The sequence below is a fragment of the Pedobacter steynii genome (assembly GCF_900103665.1).
In the GTDB taxonomy this organism is placed as follows: domain Bacteria; phylum Bacteroidota; class Bacteroidia; order Sphingobacteriales; family Sphingobacteriaceae; genus Pedobacter; species Pedobacter steynii.
The window spans coordinates 237469-254549 of record NZ_FNGY01000010.1 but is presented as its reverse complement, the minus strand read 5'-3'; the positions used below and the strand labels follow the sequence as shown (position 1 = coordinate 254549).

17 protein-coding genes are annotated in these 17081 nt (G+C 39.2%); all 17 read right to left on the bottom strand.

Features of this window, described 5'->3' with window-relative positions; all coding sequences use genetic code 11:
• Positions 1 to 52 precede the first annotated feature (52 nt).
• The gene (locus tag BLQ87_RS25415; protein ID WP_074611779.1) at positions 53 to 895 is read right to left on the bottom strand and encodes an OmpA/MotB family protein; all 843 of its coding nucleotides are present in this window, start codon (positions 893 to 895) and stop codon (positions 53 to 55) included.
• A 5-nt stretch (positions 896 to 900) separates the two neighbouring features.
• Positions 901 to 1563: a DUF2461 domain-containing protein gene (locus BLQ87_RS25410; RefSeq protein WP_074611723.1), complete on the bottom strand. Its 663-nt coding sequence runs from the start codon at positions 1561 to 1563 to the stop codon at positions 901 to 903.
• The gene (locus BLQ87_RS25405; RefSeq protein ID WP_074611722.1) at positions 1560 to 1958 is read right to left on the bottom strand and encodes a DUF983 domain-containing protein; all 399 of its coding nucleotides are present in this window, start codon (positions 1956 to 1958) and stop codon (positions 1560 to 1562) included. The genes BLQ87_RS25410 and BLQ87_RS25405 overlap by 4 nt, the downstream gene beginning before the upstream one ends.
• A 44-nt stretch (positions 1959 to 2002) precedes the next feature.
• On the bottom strand, positions 2003 to 2263 hold the full coding sequence (locus BLQ87_RS25400; protein WP_074611721.1) for a hypothetical protein: 261 nt from the start codon (positions 2261 to 2263) through the stop codon (positions 2003 to 2005).
• A gap of 138 nt (positions 2264 to 2401) precedes the next feature.
• Entirely contained in the window at positions 2402 to 3691 is a 1290-nt protein-coding gene (locus BLQ87_RS25395) for a DUF4302 domain-containing protein (RefSeq protein ID WP_083362051.1), read from the bottom strand.
• 22 nt (positions 3692 to 3713) lie between these two features.
• Positions 3714 to 5063 (bottom strand): zinc-binding metallopeptidase, encoded by a 1350-nt coding sequence (locus tag BLQ87_RS25390; RefSeq protein WP_245723927.1) that lies wholly within the window; start codon positions 5061 to 5063, stop codon positions 3714 to 3716.
• A gap of 25 nt (positions 5064 to 5088) precedes the next feature.
• The gene (locus tag BLQ87_RS25385) at positions 5089 to 6555 is read right to left on the bottom strand and encodes a RagB/SusD family nutrient uptake outer membrane protein (protein ID WP_074611718.1); all 1467 of its coding nucleotides are present in this window, start codon (positions 6553 to 6555) and stop codon (positions 5089 to 5091) included.
• 16 nt (positions 6556 to 6571) lie between these two features.
• Positions 6572 to 10186 (bottom strand): SusC/RagA family TonB-linked outer membrane protein, encoded by a 3615-nt coding sequence (locus BLQ87_RS25380; RefSeq protein ID WP_074611717.1) that lies wholly within the window; start codon positions 10184 to 10186, stop codon positions 6572 to 6574.
• Between the two features lie 32 nt (positions 10187 to 10218).
• Positions 10219 to 11184: a FecR family protein gene (locus BLQ87_RS25375; RefSeq protein ID WP_143010543.1), complete on the bottom strand. Its 966-nt coding sequence runs from the start codon at positions 11182 to 11184 to the stop codon at positions 10219 to 10221.
• Positions 11185 to 11287: 103 nt separating this feature from the next.
• On the bottom strand, positions 11288 to 11905 hold the full coding sequence (locus tag BLQ87_RS25370; protein ID WP_074611715.1) for an RNA polymerase sigma-70 factor: 618 nt from the start codon (positions 11903 to 11905) through the stop codon (positions 11288 to 11290).
• Between the two features lie 196 nt (positions 11906 to 12101).
• A complete protein-coding gene (locus BLQ87_RS25365) occupies positions 12102 to 12668 on the bottom strand; it encodes a DUF420 domain-containing protein (RefSeq protein ID WP_074611714.1) in 567 nt (188 codons plus the stop codon).
• Positions 12669 to 12691: 23 nt separating this feature from the next.
• Positions 12692 to 13399 (bottom strand): SCO family protein, encoded by a 708-nt coding sequence (locus BLQ87_RS25360; RefSeq protein ID WP_074611713.1) that lies wholly within the window; start codon positions 13397 to 13399, stop codon positions 12692 to 12694.
• Positions 13399 to 13749: a cytochrome C oxidase subunit IV family protein gene (locus BLQ87_RS25355; protein ID WP_083252017.1), complete on the bottom strand. Its 351-nt coding sequence runs from the start codon at positions 13747 to 13749 to the stop codon at positions 13399 to 13401. The genes BLQ87_RS25360 and BLQ87_RS25355 overlap by 1 nt, the downstream gene beginning before the upstream one ends.
• 19 nt (positions 13750 to 13768) lie before the next feature.
• Positions 13769 to 14476: a cytochrome c oxidase subunit 3 gene (locus BLQ87_RS25350; protein WP_074611712.1), complete on the bottom strand. Its 708-nt coding sequence runs from the start codon at positions 14474 to 14476 to the stop codon at positions 13769 to 13771.
• A gap of 30 nt (positions 14477 to 14506) precedes the next feature.
• Positions 14507 to 15097 carry a cytochrome c oxidase subunit 3 gene (locus tag BLQ87_RS25345; protein WP_074611711.1) on the bottom strand — a complete coding sequence of 197 codons (591 nt, stop codon included), beginning with the start codon at positions 15095 to 15097 and terminating at the stop codon, positions 14507 to 14509.
• A 10-nt stretch (positions 15098 to 15107) separates the two neighbouring features.
• Positions 15108 to 15983, bottom strand: coding sequence for a heme o synthase (gene cyoE / locus BLQ87_RS25340; protein ID WP_074611710.1), 876 nt, complete (start codon positions 15981 to 15983; stop codon positions 15108 to 15110).
• A gap of 17 nt (positions 15984 to 16000) precedes the next feature.
• On the bottom strand, positions 16001 to 17059 hold the full coding sequence (locus BLQ87_RS25335; RefSeq protein ID WP_074611709.1) for a COX15/CtaA family protein: 1059 nt from the start codon (positions 17057 to 17059) through the stop codon (positions 16001 to 16003).
• Positions 17060 to 17081 lie beyond the last annotated feature (22 nt).

The following is a 17081-nucleotide window of genomic DNA, read 5'->3' as shown; positions in this document are numbered from 1 at the left end:
CAAAAAAAGGCGTTCTGAAAAATATCAGAACGCCTTTTTGATACTATAAAAATTATTGTTTGATCAAATTGTACAATTCATCCAGTTTAGGCGAAAGCACAATTTCGATTCTTCTGTTTTTGCTTCTGCCATCAGCACCTGTATTTGGTGCCAGAGGTTGAAATTCGCCTTTACCCGTTGCAGTCATACGTACACCTTCTACTTTGGTCACCTCTGTCAGGTATCGAACTACTGAAGTCGATCTCAACACACTCAGGTCCCAATTGTCTTTAATCTGTCCAAGGTTGGTAATCTTCTGTGAATCTGTATGCCCTTCTACCGCAATATTGATTTCAGGTTGTTCCTTCAAAACACCCGCTAACTGGGCAAGTGCCAGCTTTCCTTTTTCGTCGATAATGATACTACCAGAAGGAAATAGCAGCTTATCCATAAGGGATACATATACTTTTCCATTTTTTATTTCTACCGTCAAGCCACTCTTGGTAAAACCAAGCAAGGCCTGCTGTAGCTTTTCCTTCAACTGATTGGTGGCCTCATCCCGCTTACGCAAGACCTCTTCTACTTCTTTTAACCGTTGCTCTCTCTTTTTAAGGTCCTGAGAAAGCTTACTAATCTCCGTAGAGCTATTATCCTTTAGCTTGGCATAGTTTCCATCCATTTCAGAATACTTTCCTCTCAGGTCGTTTAAAGTCGCGCTTAAACCTGTTGTGTCCTTTTTCAATCTCGCAATCAACCCTTCCAGGTATTCTCCTTTAAGGTGTGCCTGCTCCAGCCCGGAACTCAACGAATCCTGTTTTGCCAGTAAAGCCTTATACTTTTTTGGAGACAAAACAACACAGGCACTGAAGGCGGTTGCCAGTAATCCGGCAAATAAAAATAAAGCGGTTTTTTTCATCATAACTATTGCGCTACGGCATTTCTCAAAAATAATATAAAGGGATAGACACTTTCAAAAGCAATTTTCAACTGGTCAACAATTCCGGGTTTCAAAAAGTCTTCATCTTTTAAAGGACAAACAGCAATAAAGCTTTTTAATTTTAAAAGTTCTATCTGAGGATGATCAACTTCATATCCTTTAGGGGCGTTTTTCAGTTTATCATCCTGACTCAGGGTAAACGTATTTTTGAAGCTTTTAGCATTAATGATGTCCAAAAATTCGGAAGTATTGTAATCAATCTCTTCTCTGATCTTTTTAAGGACAGGAGCTTCGGGCATCCAGAAGCCTGCACCAAAAAAGCATTGTCCGGGCTGGATGTGAAGATAATAACCTGGATCAGGGATTCCTTTTCCCTTCACGTTAAACGAAATTCCGTAATTGTTTTTGTAGGGATCTTTGTTCTTACTAAACCGCACATCCCTGTAAATGCGAAGTAAACATTTTTTTGCCGGTGTATCTATAGAAAATTCAGGGTCCGAAGCAGCAAGTTTAGGGATGAGCTGATCCACAAAAGCCAATACATCATCCTTTGCAGTTTCGTATCTGGCTTTATTTTCCGCAAACCATTCGCGGGTATTATTTTGAGCTACGTCGGTTATAAAAGCGAGTGTTTCTGATTTAATCATGGCTTATCGTAATAGGCGTTATACTTAACTTTTGGTGTTAGCCAATGTAATAAAATCACACGGGAATAGCGATAGTTAAAAGGGGCCAAAATTAAACATCCTGAAAAGATGACAGTGATGTATAACCAAAAAGATTCAAATTCCAGCCAACCTCCCGATAGGATATAAGCAGCGACACCGAGAGAGATCATCTCTGCACAGTTCATCGCATAGCTAACATACATCGCCGCATAAAAATAACCCGGTTCGATCTCAAAGCGAAATGCACAATGACTGCAAACGGTGTTCGTTCGCTGTAGGTTAAACCCATAGAGACTTCCGGTAAAGATATCGCCCCTGCGACACTGTGGGCATTTCCCATGCACAAGTGCATACAACTTAGATGTTCTTTCCATATCTGTCAAAAACCCGCGAAGAAGCAGGAAGGGTGAATTGAAACTTATTCCGAGATATTAAATACCTGGTCCGTATTTTTCTTACGGAACTTTACATACCACAAAATCCCCATCCCCGTAATTAACAGATAAGGAATGGCCAACAGGTAGATAATGCCTGTATTCAGCCCTTTTCCTTGTGTATTTCCATTTTTTACACTTTGCTCAGCACTAACGGTACACATGGCACACTGGGCACTGGCAGATGGCATATTGGAAGTAACCAATAACACCATAAAAAGGAAGACAAAAGCTATCTTTTTCATCCTGCAAATATAAGGAAAGAAGATTAGAGATATGCGATGTGGTATTGTAAAAAATATCACATAAAAAAGGCCGGAAAACCTAAGTCTGCCGGCCTTAACTAGAGGGGGGGGAGCGTTAGAAATTATTTATATAACTCCTTACTGGAACTGAATCCAAATCCTGGCATCAGCCACGCTGACAAAATCGTAAACTCCGGCTCTCGGTTGTATCACGTAAAAACCGTCTGGTAATTTAAGGTTAGCCATCGTACTTGCAGCTTTTGTATTATTTGGAGCAACGTTATATGGAGCTCCGTTTATACCAGCCGTATTTCCAACCTGAACATACTTCATAATACCATTGTTCACTTCTGGTTTAGGTAATGTAAATCCACCATAGTAATCGATATTAGCACGAACAAAACCAATAAGATCTCTGTTAGGCGCACCTAAAGCGTTTGTATTCGCCCAATAAATAAAGAACTGATAACCAGGAATAGATTTAACACCCAGATAATCAGCAACTCCATCTTTAGTAAATGCATTGGTCGATCTCCATTGTTTACCTACAAAACTGGCGAAAGTGGCTGCTACGCTTTTATTATAAGAGATTGGAGCAATGGCTTCCTTGATCACTGCTGGTTTACCGCCTGCTGTAGCGTTCACCACGCTGCCTGCGGCATCATAACTAATGCCAGAAAGACCGGCCAATGTGGTGCTTCCTAAAACAATCGGTTTTAGAAATACCATGTTCAAGCCATCTACATAATACAATGAACTTTGTACAGTAGGTACACCGCCGGTAAAACTTGTTACAGCAAAGCTCTTAGAAGAGGCATCAATATTGACTTCATATTCAACACCATCAAAAGCAAGTCTCTTAAAATAAGTTCTGATTTTGTTTATTGTTGAAGCAACAGCAGTTGCTGCAGCTAATGTCTGATCTGTTTCGGCCTGAGATTTGGAACGCACCAGGAGCAATTGACTTTTATTAAATGTACCTTCAAGTTTTATAGTATCTGCAGAAGCAGATACAAAAGCAAACTCAAAATCTGAAAGCCTGCCCTGCCCAGCTCCCCCACCGCTAACCCCAGGATCAGGATCTTGAAGGACATGCAAATAAGAATAGGTGTCAAATAAAAGCGTTGGCCTTTGCATAGATTTTAACCGATAAGAACTTTCTTTAGCTGCAACGGTCGCAGCATTAATATCTGCCGTCATAGTCGTTCTGTTTTTATCATCAAACTTCAGCGTAAAGGTGTATACCTCTTCTCCATTTGTCGCCAAAAACCCTTTCCAGCCAAACGCAGCGCCGGTTAATTGCGCCTGATAAGCCTTGGACTGTTCGCTTAAGCGTTCATCGGGGTTCCCCAATTTAGGCTCAAATTCACTTTTGCTACACCCCGCAAAGGCTATTAATAGTAGCAAGCCATATATATATCTTTTCATAATTTTCTTTCTTTAATCCTTGTTAATTAACTAAGCCAAATGTGAATGAGCTGCTGTTAGCTACCTTTGTAAGCCCACCATACTCTGTCTTTTTATCAGCGCTATAAAAATTTCCAGAATTAAATGCCGTATTGACAAAATAATTTGTTAATGCTGTAACATAAGGAGCATAAAACCCGGCGTTGCTGGTTGGCAAAGGAGTATCCATTGTTGTGAAAGCGATCCGTCCGGTCGTTGCGTTAGTCGTAACATTAAAAACAAAATCTGAAAGATATGGTCCACCCGCACCATCATGAGTTGTCAGTCTCAGGACTGCTTTTGTAGCACTTGTTCCGGCTATTCCTCCAAAATGCAAGGAAATATCATCTAAAACATCTGATCCACCTAAGTCTGAAATGAACCGCGCTTTAACTGCTTCCACAGCTGCAATATAATCAGCAGACATGCCCGGAGTATTCGCCGGATTGATATTAATATTTGTAAACGGCTTATTAAAACCAAGATAAGTAGTCAAAAGAGCAGGTGTAGAGTAGTTATTTATGGCATATTGCGTTCTGTCTCTCAAACGATAGAAGTCAATACCCCATGATTGTTTGTAATAATTCACTACGATAGCTTCTTTAGCTCTAAGTTTTGCCTGTGCTGCTACTGTTTGAGCCCTTACAATAGCCTCATAACCTAGTTTACCATTGGTCAGCATTACAGCAACCATTTCTACAAAATCTTCTCCTGGCGCTGCTCTGGCATAACTGGTTATAAATCCTAAAGGATAGGCAACGTCATCTGTGAAATTAAACCAGGTAGCCGTATAATCCGCAGGGGTTATTTTGGCATAGTCTGGAGTAAACATAATGTTCTGATTGAGGATGTGTCCGTACTCATGGTGGATGGTTTTCAACATCCTTTTAATTTCAGGAGCATTATTTTTATCAAACTGATTCAATACAAACAACACGACTTTACGACCACCTTCTGCGGTTCCTAAAGTGATCGTTCCGTTGGAATTGTATTCCGCACTACCCGCCAGAACAAATTGTTTATGCGAATATTTTTTAATAAAAGTTTCACCCGCAATATCCACATATGGTTCAATCCAAATCCTTTTTACTGCATCCATCGCAGGAATAACCATTTCTTCTTTAATAGGAACAATGTCCTTCGTAAGATTAAATTCCGAACGATCCCATTTATATTTTACTTCAATATTATATGGTCCTGTAAAGTTGTCTGCAATATATTTATCAATTGTCCCTTTCTCCCATTTATCACCACCTAACCCAACAACAGCCTTACTCAAATCCTCACTCTTCTTGCAGGAGCCTATGAGCAAAACCAAGCCTAAACAAAAGGCTATTTTCTTTATATTTTTCATAATATTTTTCATTTAATCAAAACAATTAACGAGCATTAGCACTAAGTCCCAAAGCAATTGCTTCTTTCGGCAACTGCAGTATCCTCCGCGGATCAGTTGCAGGATAAACGTTCACTGTTTTCCCGTCAAAAGAAGTGTGAGTAACTCCTCTTTTATGTCTAAGTAAGTCTAACCAACGTACCCCCTCATGAATATACTCTTGTCTTTTATAGTCAAGAATAGACTCGATTAAAGCTGCCTCCGAAGACTTGCCTGTATAAAAAGCTTTAGCTTTATCCAAGGTAAAAATATGAGTGATAGGACTATACGCCCGGATCCGTTTAGATAAATAAACATTCAGATCGGCAATCGCATCAGGGAAGTTACCTTGCATCACATTTGCCTCTGCTCTATTAAACAAGACTTCCTCAGTGGAGAATAGTGGAATCATATTATACGCATCTCCAGTATTAGCGTTGATACTTTCTTTAACGAAATGCTCTCTGAATTTTGGCACGTTATAGGCCTCAGGCTGCGCACCAAAGACCACTCTGTAAAGCTCTACACCGAGCGGATTTAAAGAGCCTAATACTTCTCCCCTCAATCTGTTTCCCAATCCATATCTGTATCTGTAATAATCTCTTCCCCATATGGTATTCGCCTCAGCAAGTAGTAAATTTCCCGGATCTTCCGATTTTGTATAAAATGCCTGGATATCATAGAAATTATTTCCAAATCCCAGATAAGTTGTATTAATTGGTCTAAGGTTTGCGGCTATAGCTGCAGTTGGAAACGCATCGTTTGCATATTTGATTACATTTGGATAATCCTTTTTGAACAAGTAAAAACGGGTAGCGAATGCATTAGCTGCAGCTTTGGTAAAATGATATTTAGGTATCCGATAGCTGTTATCCTTAATTAAAGGAAGGCCTTCTTTAAGATCTTTATCGATCATTTCGTATACATAAGCAACTGTCTTACGTTCATAATTGCCTTCTGGCTTCTCTTCCGGTTCGGTTACATAAGGAATACCCGGATCAGATGCCGCTGTGGCTGCGTCATAAGGTTTTGCAAACAAGGTAACCAACATAAAATGACTGTAAGCACGAGCTACAAGTGCCTCTCCCTTGCTGGCAGAATATGGTGCTTGATCTGCGGCCTTATTGATCGCATCCAGAGCATGATTTGCAGCTGCAATCGCCGTATAACAGCCATTCCAATAGAAGTTAGGCGTATCATAAGTTCGGTCGTTCTGATCGGTATAATTCCATGGACGGCTATTAAAAAGATCATTTTCAGCTGAACCTTTGTCTTCCACATTATCTGACATTGCCTCTGTAAAGGGGATATAGTTAGCCCTTGGATAGGCAGCAACTAATAATTCTGCAACTTTTTCTGGTGAATTTAAGGTCGTCCTATTATCTGGCTGGTGCTCTAAAAATTTTTTGCAGCCGGCTAACGTCGTTGCCGCAAATATTACTGATAGAATTATATATATATTATTCTTTTTCATTTCCGTTCTGATTTAATTAAAAGCCAATTTTCAAGGACATCGTATATTGCTTAGGAATTGGCAAAGCAACCCCTCCTGAAGAGAAAAATTCAGGATCTTGTCCATTCAGTTTTTTGTCTGAATAGATTAGCCAGAAATTGTTACCAACTAAACTAATCGACGCACTTCCTGCACCAATAGATTTAAGAACAGAAGCAGGCATATTGTAAGTTAATGAAATTTGCTTCAATCTGATAAATCCGCCATCTGCTACGCGCACTGAAGAATAGTTGTAAGTATTATAAGGATATGCACCATCTTGTCTTAATTTATTAAAAGCTTCTCTGTCAAGTATCGACGGCACATTGGTTTTATTTTCATCACCAGGTAAGGTCCAGCGATCTTTAAATTCCAATGGTGTAGCATCCAGATCAGAGTAAGAAGCATTGAATATTGGGTTCAGTCTCACTTTATTTCCGGCAGAGAAAGTAAATAACCCAGATAGGCTGAAGTTCTTATAACGGAACTGATTGTAAAAACCCCCGGTTAATTTAGGGTCTATTGCGCCCTCATATTTAAGATATTGTATCTGGTCACTCCGCAAATCAACAATTCTGCTCACCTCTCCTTTTTCATTCAGAAATTCCGGAACACCATCTGCATTACCCAATCCTTTAAACTCAACGGAATACAATCCTCTGTAAGGGAAACCTTCCTTTGGCCCTCCATCAGAACTTACCAGCTCAAAAATATTTCTGTCGCCTCGTAATTTCGTAACCTTATTGTAGTTGTATCCGAAGTTGAAGCTACTTCTCCATCCCCAGTCTTTCTCATTGACAACCTGAGCTCCCAAGGCAACTTCGATCCCTTTCGATTTCATATCCGCATAGTTGATGCTTTTATCAGGTTGACCACCAATACCGGAAGTCCGAATTGGACTGATCAAATCAAATCCATTTCTGTTGTATAAATCAACTGTCAGTGTTAATCTTTCCTTCAAAAAGCCAACATCTACTCCAATATTAGTTTCATATTGTTTTTCCCAGGTCAGATCTCCATTTTTCAATGCGATCAGATTCATCACCGATTCAACCTCCGAAGAGTATGGACGCAGTGTGCTTCCATTTTTTAAGATTAAACTCGAATTCGTAGCAGATCCTAAACTAGCTGTCAAACCGTAGGTTGCACGTAATGTTAACCTGTCTATAAGCGTTTGTTTTTGCATGAACTCCTCTGTATCGATGTTCCATGATCCCGAAACATTCCAGGTAGGCAGCCATCTTGCAGTTGGAGAATCTCCCATAAGGTTAGATCCATCGTACCGGCCAGTGGCATTAAAGGCATATTTTCCTTTATAGGAATAAGCGCCTCTCACTACGAATGCAGCAAATCTGTCATACTGATTTGTCATACTGTAATAATTCAGGTTATTCTGAATCGCCTGGCTCAGAATGCGTGGATCAACAAATGGAACCCCGCCCTTATCGTATTGATAACCATAACCGATATTTGTTCTGTTTTGACGATTGGCCATGCGCATCTCCTGAGCACCATAAACGTTAAAAATATGGGTATCATCAATTGTTTTGTTGTATTCCAATGAGTTTCTCACTAAGTAAGCCTTTAAGAAATCATCGTTAGTATTATAAAAACCTCCATAAGGAAGTACTACAGTTGGCTGTGCAGCGGTATTCAGTGGGTCTCTGTAGAGAAAACGGTTATTATCCTGTATAAACGAGTCTCCGTTCGCACGATAAGCCATTGCCATATTTGCATTCTCACGTACTTTGTGTTCCTGGCCCGTTTTTACATAACGAAGTGAGGCAAGACCATCATATTTAAAATCTTTAGAGAATTTGAAGGTTAGTCCCCCCTGCAGTTTGAAATCAAGCATGCTCAGGTCCAATGTATTATTTTCTAGCTCATTTAAGATGTTAAATGGTGCAAAGTTCCTCGTAAAAGATTCCCTTTTACCGTTTACATCATAGGCAGTCATCGTTCTGCTGGTGTTCAAGGCATAACTGAAAGGGTTAATATCGAAATCTCTTGAATATTTTCCCTCTACCGGATTACTTACCCGACCAACTGTACCTGGAGCATTCTGATCACGAATCGCCCCCGTTGTAATCACATTTACAGATAATTTATCTGAAAGAACAAAATTCGCGTTCAGGTTAGCAGTATATCTTTGTACACCATTTCCCTTTGCCCAACCATTATCATTTAAGAAACTCGTCGAGAAATAGATCTGTGAAGCTTCAGATCCCGTAGAAATACTAACAGAATGTTCCTGCATCAATGAATTTTTGAAAAGCTCATCAAACCAGTTTGTATTTGCTCTGGCATACCTTGTTAAAAATCCTTCTTTTGCCTCCTGTGTATTGGCAAGGCCAAAAGCACCATTCGTCTCATCATAAGTATTGATGAGCTGATACATTTTTGTAAATACACCGCCATCTGAGCTACGGGAAGTACTGGCATGATTTAACCAACCTTTGCGATCCAATTCACCATATATAGACATCTGGTCCGCAGAATTCATAATGTTATAACTGTTGTATGTTGGCTTAAGGAAAGTAGAAAAATTACCAGTATAGCTGATCAGAGGCTTTCCGATTCTTCCCTTTTTAGTGGTGATTACCACCACTCCATTCATCGCACGGGCACCATACTGTGCTGTTGCAGCCGCATCCTTCAAAATGTTGAAGCTTTCGATATCATCCGCATTAATACCAGCTACGGAAGAACCAATTAAAGTACTTGGGTCTCCGGTAGACAGCTGCTCATTTGAAATATTAATTACGTCTTCCAAAATTACACCATCCACAACCCATAACGGCTTATTTTCTCCCGTAATCGAAGTTGCTCCACGGACTCTGATTTTTGGTGCCGCACCAAAAGTACCTGATACGTTTTGCACAGAAACACCGGCAACACGTCCTTCCAGCATTCTGCTCACATCAGTAATACCATCCTGCTTTATATCAGCACCTTTTATAGTAGTTGCAGCTCCGGTAAATAACTTTTTATTAATGTTCTGGTAACCTGTGGAAATGGTTACTTCTTTAAGCTGGCTGATATCCTCTTCAAGCGTTACATTAATAGTAGTTCTTGAGCCGACAGTCACTTCCTGCGTTTTATAACCAATAGCACTGAAAACTAAAACTGCACCGTCTTTAACCCTGATCTGGAACTCCCCATTTCCATTAGTTGAAACCCCGTTGGAAACACCTTTTTCCCTAACACTTACACCTGGTAATGGATCAGAATCTTTTTTTGCTTTAACTTGTCCTTTAACAACAAGATCTCTGTTCGGCTTTATTTCGATTACCTTTTTCAAAATCACTTGCTTGCCAACGATATTGTAATTGATCCCTTTCACCTTTAATGGTTCCAGGTCTGTTTTAATAGAAATTAATTTAACAGGCACATCGATACTCATTTCTTTATTAATCTGAGTAGCATCATATACAAAACTTACCTGATAGGCGTTTTCTATTGTCTGTAGATAAATATCTAATCTCTCTGTCTTAATTGCATTCTTTTGCAATTCATCAGCTTTCGCTAACGAAAAACAAAAAAAAGTGAAGAATAGCAAAGCCTTAAGGCCATACTTTAGTCTCCGCAATTTTCTTTGGTAGTTTTTCTCCATAAATGAATAGTTTATTGGTTTAATTGAGTTGATTATAAGCTTTTAATGATAATGGTTCTATTGTCTTTCTTAATGGTGATCGGATAAGTCTCCTTCAGCGCGGTTAAAGCTTCCTCCAGACTCGTATTCTTAAAATTAGCGTTGAATTTCTTTAGGGTAAGTTTCCTGTCATGCAGTTCGATATGCACTCCATAATACGCGCTCAATTGTTTGCAAACCTCATCAAGGGGCATATCCACAAAGCGCAATTCCTTTGTAAACCAGGCTGCAGCATTGTTGTCCTTATTCATCCGTAATGTATTTTCCACATACTGATAATTAAGCCCCTGACCTGCTTCCAAAATGGAAGATTTACTTTTTTCATTTGGGGTAAACATTACCTTTCCTGTTTTTACAGATAAGTCAATACTGTTTTCAGAATATTTGATATTAAATGAAGTTCCGAGAACTTTTACGGTAGAATTACCAATAGAAACTTCAAATGGACGTTTTGAATCTTTAGCAACAACGAAAAAAGCTTTTCCCGTTAACAAATTCAATGGGCGTTCTTCTTTAGAAAATTCTTCAGGATAACTTACTGCGCTGTTTGCAGCCAGGAAAATTTTTGATCCATCATTCAACAATACGGAATCAATTTCAGTGCCGGTCCTTTTAACAATATAATTTACCGCAGTTTTTTCGCTATAAATCCAGAAACCAACGGTCAGCACGAGAACTGCCGCTGCCGCGACTTTACTCCAGCCGAAAATTCGTTTAGGCTCCACATAAGTCGCCTCATCCAGACGCAACCTGAAATTACGCACCGACTTTTGAATGTCAAGACCCTGCAACCGTTTTGTTTCGGCAGCATTATCCCATATTCTTTTAGTCTGTTGAAAATAAACTTCATTCTCCTCAGATAAGGTCCTCAAATGATTTACCTCTGCCGCTAAAATCTCATTTTCTGGTTCGTTGAAATGTTTCAGGATCATATCCTGAAAGGTTAGTTTGTCTTGCAATTCGGTTAGGTTTGTATATAAGACAAACGGGTGACTAAAAACCCCTAGTCATATATGAATAAAAAAATAATATTTATTAAATATCCCCTGAGGGACGATTGCCTTAGTATAAATACATAGCGAGAAGGTAGAAATATTTAAATTTCTTCCTGACAGGGCTACTTTCTGCAGCCTTAGAAACACGGCTTCTTAGGATCTTGAGTGCATTTCCCATATGATTTTCGACCGTCTTTTCAGAAATCCTTAGTTGGGAAGCGATATCCCGGTATTTCAAGCCCTCTATTCTACTTAGCTTAAAAACCTGTTGGCATTTTTCTGGAAGCAACTCTATTTCATGGTACAGCAGAACGATCATTTCGTTTTCTTCATCATGTAGCTCTGCATCATCAGGAGTAATGTGATCTGCAATCTTTAAGTGATGTTTCTCAATATTCTTTTGGCGATTCACAAAATTGATAGAAGAATTTACCACACTGCGATAGAGATAAGCTTTAATGGATTTAATTGTCGATAGCAATTCTTTTTCCTCCCAGATCTTCAGAAAAACATCCTGTACGATCTCCTCTGCAGCAGGAATGCTCTGAACATACTTGTCCGAAACCAGAATTAATTTCCTGAAATTATGAGAATAAAAATCAGTGAATGCATCCTTATTGTTATCCTCAATAAGCAAGAGTAGATCACTCCCTGAAATTACATCTATCGATTTGCTGACACTCATCACACTCCTAACCAATTAGAATAATTTGAATTAAATCGAAATTATTACGTTAATAGCTCTAAAATATGGTTTAAGAAGGAATTATTGATGAAAAAATAAAATATTATTAACTTAAATGGACCAAAGCCATTATTCCAACAATGTTTTTACCGAAAACTAAAAAAATCAGCCTAAATAAAATAAAGGAAATGTGTAACTAGAAATTATAGTAAGGAGAAATCATTAAGTAAACCACAACCCCCGTTACCGCTACATATAGCCAAACCGGATAAGACCAGCGAACAATCTTTTTATGAAGCGCTACCTGCATATTTAAGCCCCTGTAGAAGCTTACCAGGATTAACGGCAATACAACTACTGCCAGGATGATATGCGTGGCCAAAATGAAGAAATAGATATATCTTGTGCTCCCTACTGCAGCAAGTTCCGCTACAGATAAGATCCCATTATGGTCAATATCCCCAAACTTCGTATCCTTTTCATACAGATGAAACAAGATATAAAAGACTAAAAAGATAGCGGACAAGATAAAAGTGATAATATTCGTGATCTTATGGGCTTGAATATTCCCTTTGCGGATAAAGATCAGCGAGATGATCAATAACACGGAGCAAGTGGCATTGATACCCCCGATAATATGAGGCAAAAGATAAATGAAAGATGGCTTAGTAGTCGGTGGCGGAACTAATTTTAAAGCGATAACAACAGTCAGCACCACAGCTGTAACGATCCATACTAAACGTAAAAAAAACTTATCATTCATCTTATTCAGGTATTATGGGAGGTTTATCTCCCGTCTTTATTATTTCTTAATTCTTCAGTGATCAAAACCTTGATCTCGTCGTCCAGTTTAGATAAAGCCTCCTGACTGGTTGCTTCATAATATCCACGGATGCGACGCTGAGGATCCAGCAATACAAACATATTGCTATATACAAACTTCTGTTCTCCGTTCTGCAGCTCCCGGTGTGCATCAATAAACAGTCCTTTATTGATCAGACTATAAATTGTCGTACTATCACCAGTTAGCAAGTCCCATTTGCCGGCTTTAGCACCTAGAACTACTGCATAATCAGACAATACTTTAGGTGTATCCCTGGAAGGATCAATGCTTAAACCAACGAAATTAACCGTCTTGTTATGCGCATAAGTCGCCTCAAAAGCTTTCATCGCTTTATTTGCAAAATTAACCGCATAGGTGTTTCCCGTGGTGTAAAAAAGGTTCAGGACCAATATCTTTCCTTCATAGCTTTTCCAGTTAACGGAATCCGCCTGCTGGTTTACTAATTTAAAATCAGGTACCAGATGATAAATCGTATCTGGAATCTGCTTTCCGCGAACCGAATGAAAGGTTTTCGCTACTTCTTTAGGGCCGAAAAAAGGTAAGGGTTTATAACGGTTCTTACCTTTATCCTGTAGCAAATAATACAAAAATCCTGGTACCGCTAAAATGGTGACCAGGATTAATATTTTTTTTATTTGGGAACTCTTCATTAAACAAGGGGCATGTGAAGATGCAGGTAACCGCCTTCAATCAGCATTAATGTTATGAAATAAAGAATAAAAATAAACGAGACAGTTAATGACAATTGTAAACCCAGTTTCTCATACTTTAAGTGCATGAAATAAGCTACAATATAAAATGCTTTTAATAAAGTAAGTGCGATATATAAGAAATTACCAACACCATGGCTCATTAAACCTTTTGGCAATATCACAAGGGCGATGATAAACTCAATTACTGTGATCAGTAAAAGGATACCAAATACCTGCCATATTTTTTTCTTGGTTAAGCCGGCATGTTCGCCGTGTCCATGCTCTTCTGTATGTGCGTGCTCTGACATAATATTTTTTATTGAATGATTAAACTAAATAGAAGAATGTAAATACAAATACCCATACAAGGTCTACGAAGTGCCAGTATAAACCAACTTTCTCCACCATCAGGTAATGTCCGCGTTTTTCGAACGTACCATTAATGGTCATACATAGGATGATGATATTGATAATTACCCCACTAAATACGTGAAATCCGTGAAATCCTGTAATCGTAAAGAACAGATTTGAAAACTGTTGTGCAGAAACGGTAGAAACCTCACCTGTAAACAAGTGTTTTAATGTCTCCATTGGAGGAATTTTTCCCCAACCGAATCCTTCATGGAATAAGTGTGTCCACTCTAAAGCCTGACAACCAAGGAACATGAATCCACCAATGATTGTTGCAACCATCCACCAGATAACTTCTCTCTTAGAACGTCTGTGTCCCGCTTCCACTGCAAGTACCATGGTCACAGAGCTCATGATCAAAATAAAAGTCATGATACCCACAAACACCAATGGCGCACCGTGATCAGTTATCAATGGAATTGATTGGAAAACCAAATCCGGATCTGGCCAGGTTAATTTAGTGAAACGTTGAGCTCCATAATAAACCAATAATGAAGAGAATGTGAATGCATCAGAAAGCAAGAAAAACCACATCATTATTTTACCGTACTCTACCGACCACGGTGAGCGACCGCCGCTCCAAGGAGTAGTTTTTACCTGATCTAATTGTGATAATGAATTCATTTTATAAATTGTAATAGTTTGTTAACAAATCTAACTGTTCAAAAGTAAAAAAACATACAGATATATCCATAATATATCTATAAAATGCCAAAATATAGAGGCGATTTCCATCCTGTATTTAGCTTTTGCCGCTGGTATTTTACCATAAGCACCAAATAAACAATTCAAGATAAAACAAAGTCCTCCAAAAATGTGCAATAAGTGAAATCCAGAAACAATATAAATTAAAGATATTGCGGCGTTGTTATTCACTAAAGTCGCTCCGGTATGGTATAAAGCACTCCAGGCATCTACTTGAAGGTAACCAAAAACCACAGCCAGAACCATAGTTCCCCACAACAGGATTTTCTGAGATCCGACATTTCCTGCTTTCAATGCTTTTGCGGCAAGGAAGAGACAGACGCTGCTGCCAATCAGAATTAATGAACTGTACATAAAGGCGTCTGGAAGTACCAATCCATGACCTTTACCTTTTGATGCTGCGAATACGATGTAAAAGCTTGTAAAGCCCCCAAACATGATCGTCGAAGAAACTACAAACAACCAAAGAATAAACTTCTTAGGCTTCGTGTTTACCTCCTCACCATATTTTACATCCTGCTCTTTTAACGTATGTACCATATTTAAATTATTAAGCTATAAAATCAAACAATAAAACCAATTGAACGAGTGGCAGGTAAAAGAAAGAGCAAAACATCACTTTCTTAGCACTTGCTACGTCCATATTCATCCACATTTTAAACGCCAGCCACGCAAATACGAGCCCGGCAAGGAGGGATACCCCTGCAATATAATATCCACCGAAACCGTAAAAGGTAGGCATTAAACTTACCGGAATCAGCACCAACGTACTGAAAAAGGTAATAAACGCACTCGTCTTATCTCTTTTTGTCGTCGGCAAAAGTCGGAATCCAGCCTTTTTATAATCGTCGTCCAATACCCATGCGATTGCCCAGAAATGTGGCAACTGCCAAACAAATTGAATCAGAAAAAGAATCACCGCAATCTGATCTATTTTCCCGTGTGCAGCTACATAACCGATTAGTGGAGGTAATGCACCTGGAATCGCACCAACAATGGCTGCGATCGGAGACTTCCGTTTCAATGGCGTGTAGGCAAATGCGTATAAGAAAATCGAGAATACAGAAAGTAAGCCCGTTTCGATATTTAGTTTTCCAAGTAGCCAGGTGCCAAGCATTCCCATTACGAGACCTGATACCAAACCTTGTCCTGTAGTCATGTGCCCCGCAGGCATTGGACGGTCCTTAGTTCTGGTCATCAATTTATCCAGGTCAACTTCAATCACCTCATTGAAGCAATTTGCCGCAGAGGTGACTAAGAAACCACCGATAATTAAGATCAACCAGTTCATCCAGTTGATATCCGGACTAACTCCGTTAATCGGTACTTTAGAGCCTATTAAAAAGGTAACTGATGCGGAAAATACAACCAGAAAAGTTAATCTGAATTTAATGAGCTTAGAGAAATCTGCTAAAAACTGTTTCAATTTATATATAATTAATACTACTGATTGTAAGTGTCTGTTCTGTACACCAACAGGTACAGATAATATTGTAATGTAAATAACACCGTAGAGAACAATATGTGTAATGCCTGAGCATATGGAGGCAGTGCAAAGTTAGACAATAATAAGCCTGTTACGAGCTGGATGATCAAAACTATGGCAATTGCATTACCAACGCGTAAAGCTGTTGCTTTTCCATTAAACTTGTCTTTTACGATCTTATAGATCACGAGGTTCATGATCAGTACCAATACGGCTACATCACGGTGATAAGAAAAGGTCTCCCCTACTTTACTCACCCAGCTGCCCCGGTCATTGTACATCATCCCTTTTGCAATCGCATCTATCGCTTCTCTTACTTCCGTCCCCAAAACAATCTGCAGGGTACTCAATGCGACAGAGCCCAATACCAATACCTTCAGCCAAACAATATTCGACATAATCACTGTCGTCTGTTTCTGCATTTGCAGAGCGTAGTTATAGGTATATACCAAAATTGCCAGGATCACCAATGCCAATAACATGTGTACCGTTACAATCCAGGGCATCAGGTTTGTCGAGACAACGATAGAACCCAACCAGGCCTGAAAACCTACAATAATCACATTTAGAATACTCAATACAAGAATTCTTTTTGCGGCTTTACGATAAGCAAAAGAATAAACCACTAATCCAACCAACAGAAATCCTGTAATCGCGCCCATCAAACGGTTCAAATATTCCGTCCATGTTTTGGCAACATTAAAAGTCTCAGGTGTTAAGATAGACTCATCATGTCTGATACTATCCGCAAGGTGCGCTTTTCCCATTTTTTCCAGCGTTTTTGCGAAACGTTCATTTTTCGCAACCCGCTCCGCTACATACTTTTCTTTGTAGTCTGCAGGTAACTGCGATGCTGAAGTTGGCGGAACATACTGATCGAAACATTTCGGCCAATCCGGACAGCCCATCCCTGAACCCGTACTACGTACGATTCCCCCTGCCAGAATCAGCAATAGGGTGACAATGATGGTGATGAGGTTTAGCCTGATAAATCTCTTTTCAGATTTAGGAACCATGGTATGTGTTTAAGAAAAATGG

Coding starts and splice junctions, on each gene's coding strand:
- BLQ87_RS25415 (WP_074611779.1), bottom strand. CDS start 895: ATGAAAAAAACCGCTTTATTTTTATTTGCCGGATTACTGGCAACCGCC.
- BLQ87_RS25410 (WP_074611723.1), bottom strand. CDS start 1,563: ATGATTAAATCAGAAACACTCGCTTTTATAACCGACGTAGCTCAAAAT.
- BLQ87_RS25405 (WP_074611722.1), bottom strand. CDS start 1,958: ATGGAAAGAACATCTAAGTTGTATGCACTTGTGCATGGGAAATGCCCA.
- BLQ87_RS25400 (WP_074611721.1), bottom strand. CDS start 2,263: ATGAAAAAGATAGCTTTTGTCTTCCTTTTTATGGTGTTATTGGTTACT.
- BLQ87_RS25395 (WP_083362051.1), bottom strand. CDS start 3,691: ATGAAAAGATATATATATGGCTTGCTACTATTAATAGCCTTTGCGGGG.
- BLQ87_RS25390 (WP_245723927.1), bottom strand. CDS start 5,063: ATGAAAAATATAAAGAAAATAGCCTTTTGTTTAGGCTTGGTTTTGCTC.
- BLQ87_RS25385 (WP_074611718.1), bottom strand. CDS start 6,555: ATGAAAAAGAATAATATATATATAATTCTATCAGTAATATTTGCGGCA.
- BLQ87_RS25380 (WP_074611717.1), bottom strand. CDS start 10,186: ATGGAGAAAAACTACCAAAGAAAATTGCGGAGACTAAAGTATGGCCTT.
- BLQ87_RS25370 (WP_074611715.1), bottom strand. CDS start 11,905: ATGAGTGTCAGCAAATCGATAGATGTAATTTCAGGGAGTGATCTACTC.
- BLQ87_RS25365 (WP_074611714.1), bottom strand. CDS start 12,668: ATGAATGATAAGTTTTTTTTACGTTTAGTATGGATCGTTACAGCTGTG.
- BLQ87_RS25360 (WP_074611713.1), bottom strand. CDS start 13,399: ATGAAGAGTTCCCAAATAAAAAAAATATTAATCCTGGTCACCATTTTA.
- BLQ87_RS25355 (WP_083252017.1), bottom strand. CDS start 13,749: ATGTCAGAGCACGCACATACAGAAGAGCATGGACACGGCGAACATGCC.
- BLQ87_RS25350 (WP_074611712.1), bottom strand. CDS start 14,476: ATGAATTCATTATCACAATTAGATCAGGTAAAAACTACTCCTTGGAGC.
- BLQ87_RS25345 (WP_074611711.1), bottom strand. CDS start 15,097: ATGGTACATACGTTAAAAGAGCAGGATGTAAAATATGGTGAGGAGGTA.
- BLQ87_RS25335 (WP_074611709.1), bottom strand. CDS start 17,059: ATGGTTCCTAAATCTGAAAAGAGATTTATCAGGCTAAACCTCATCACC.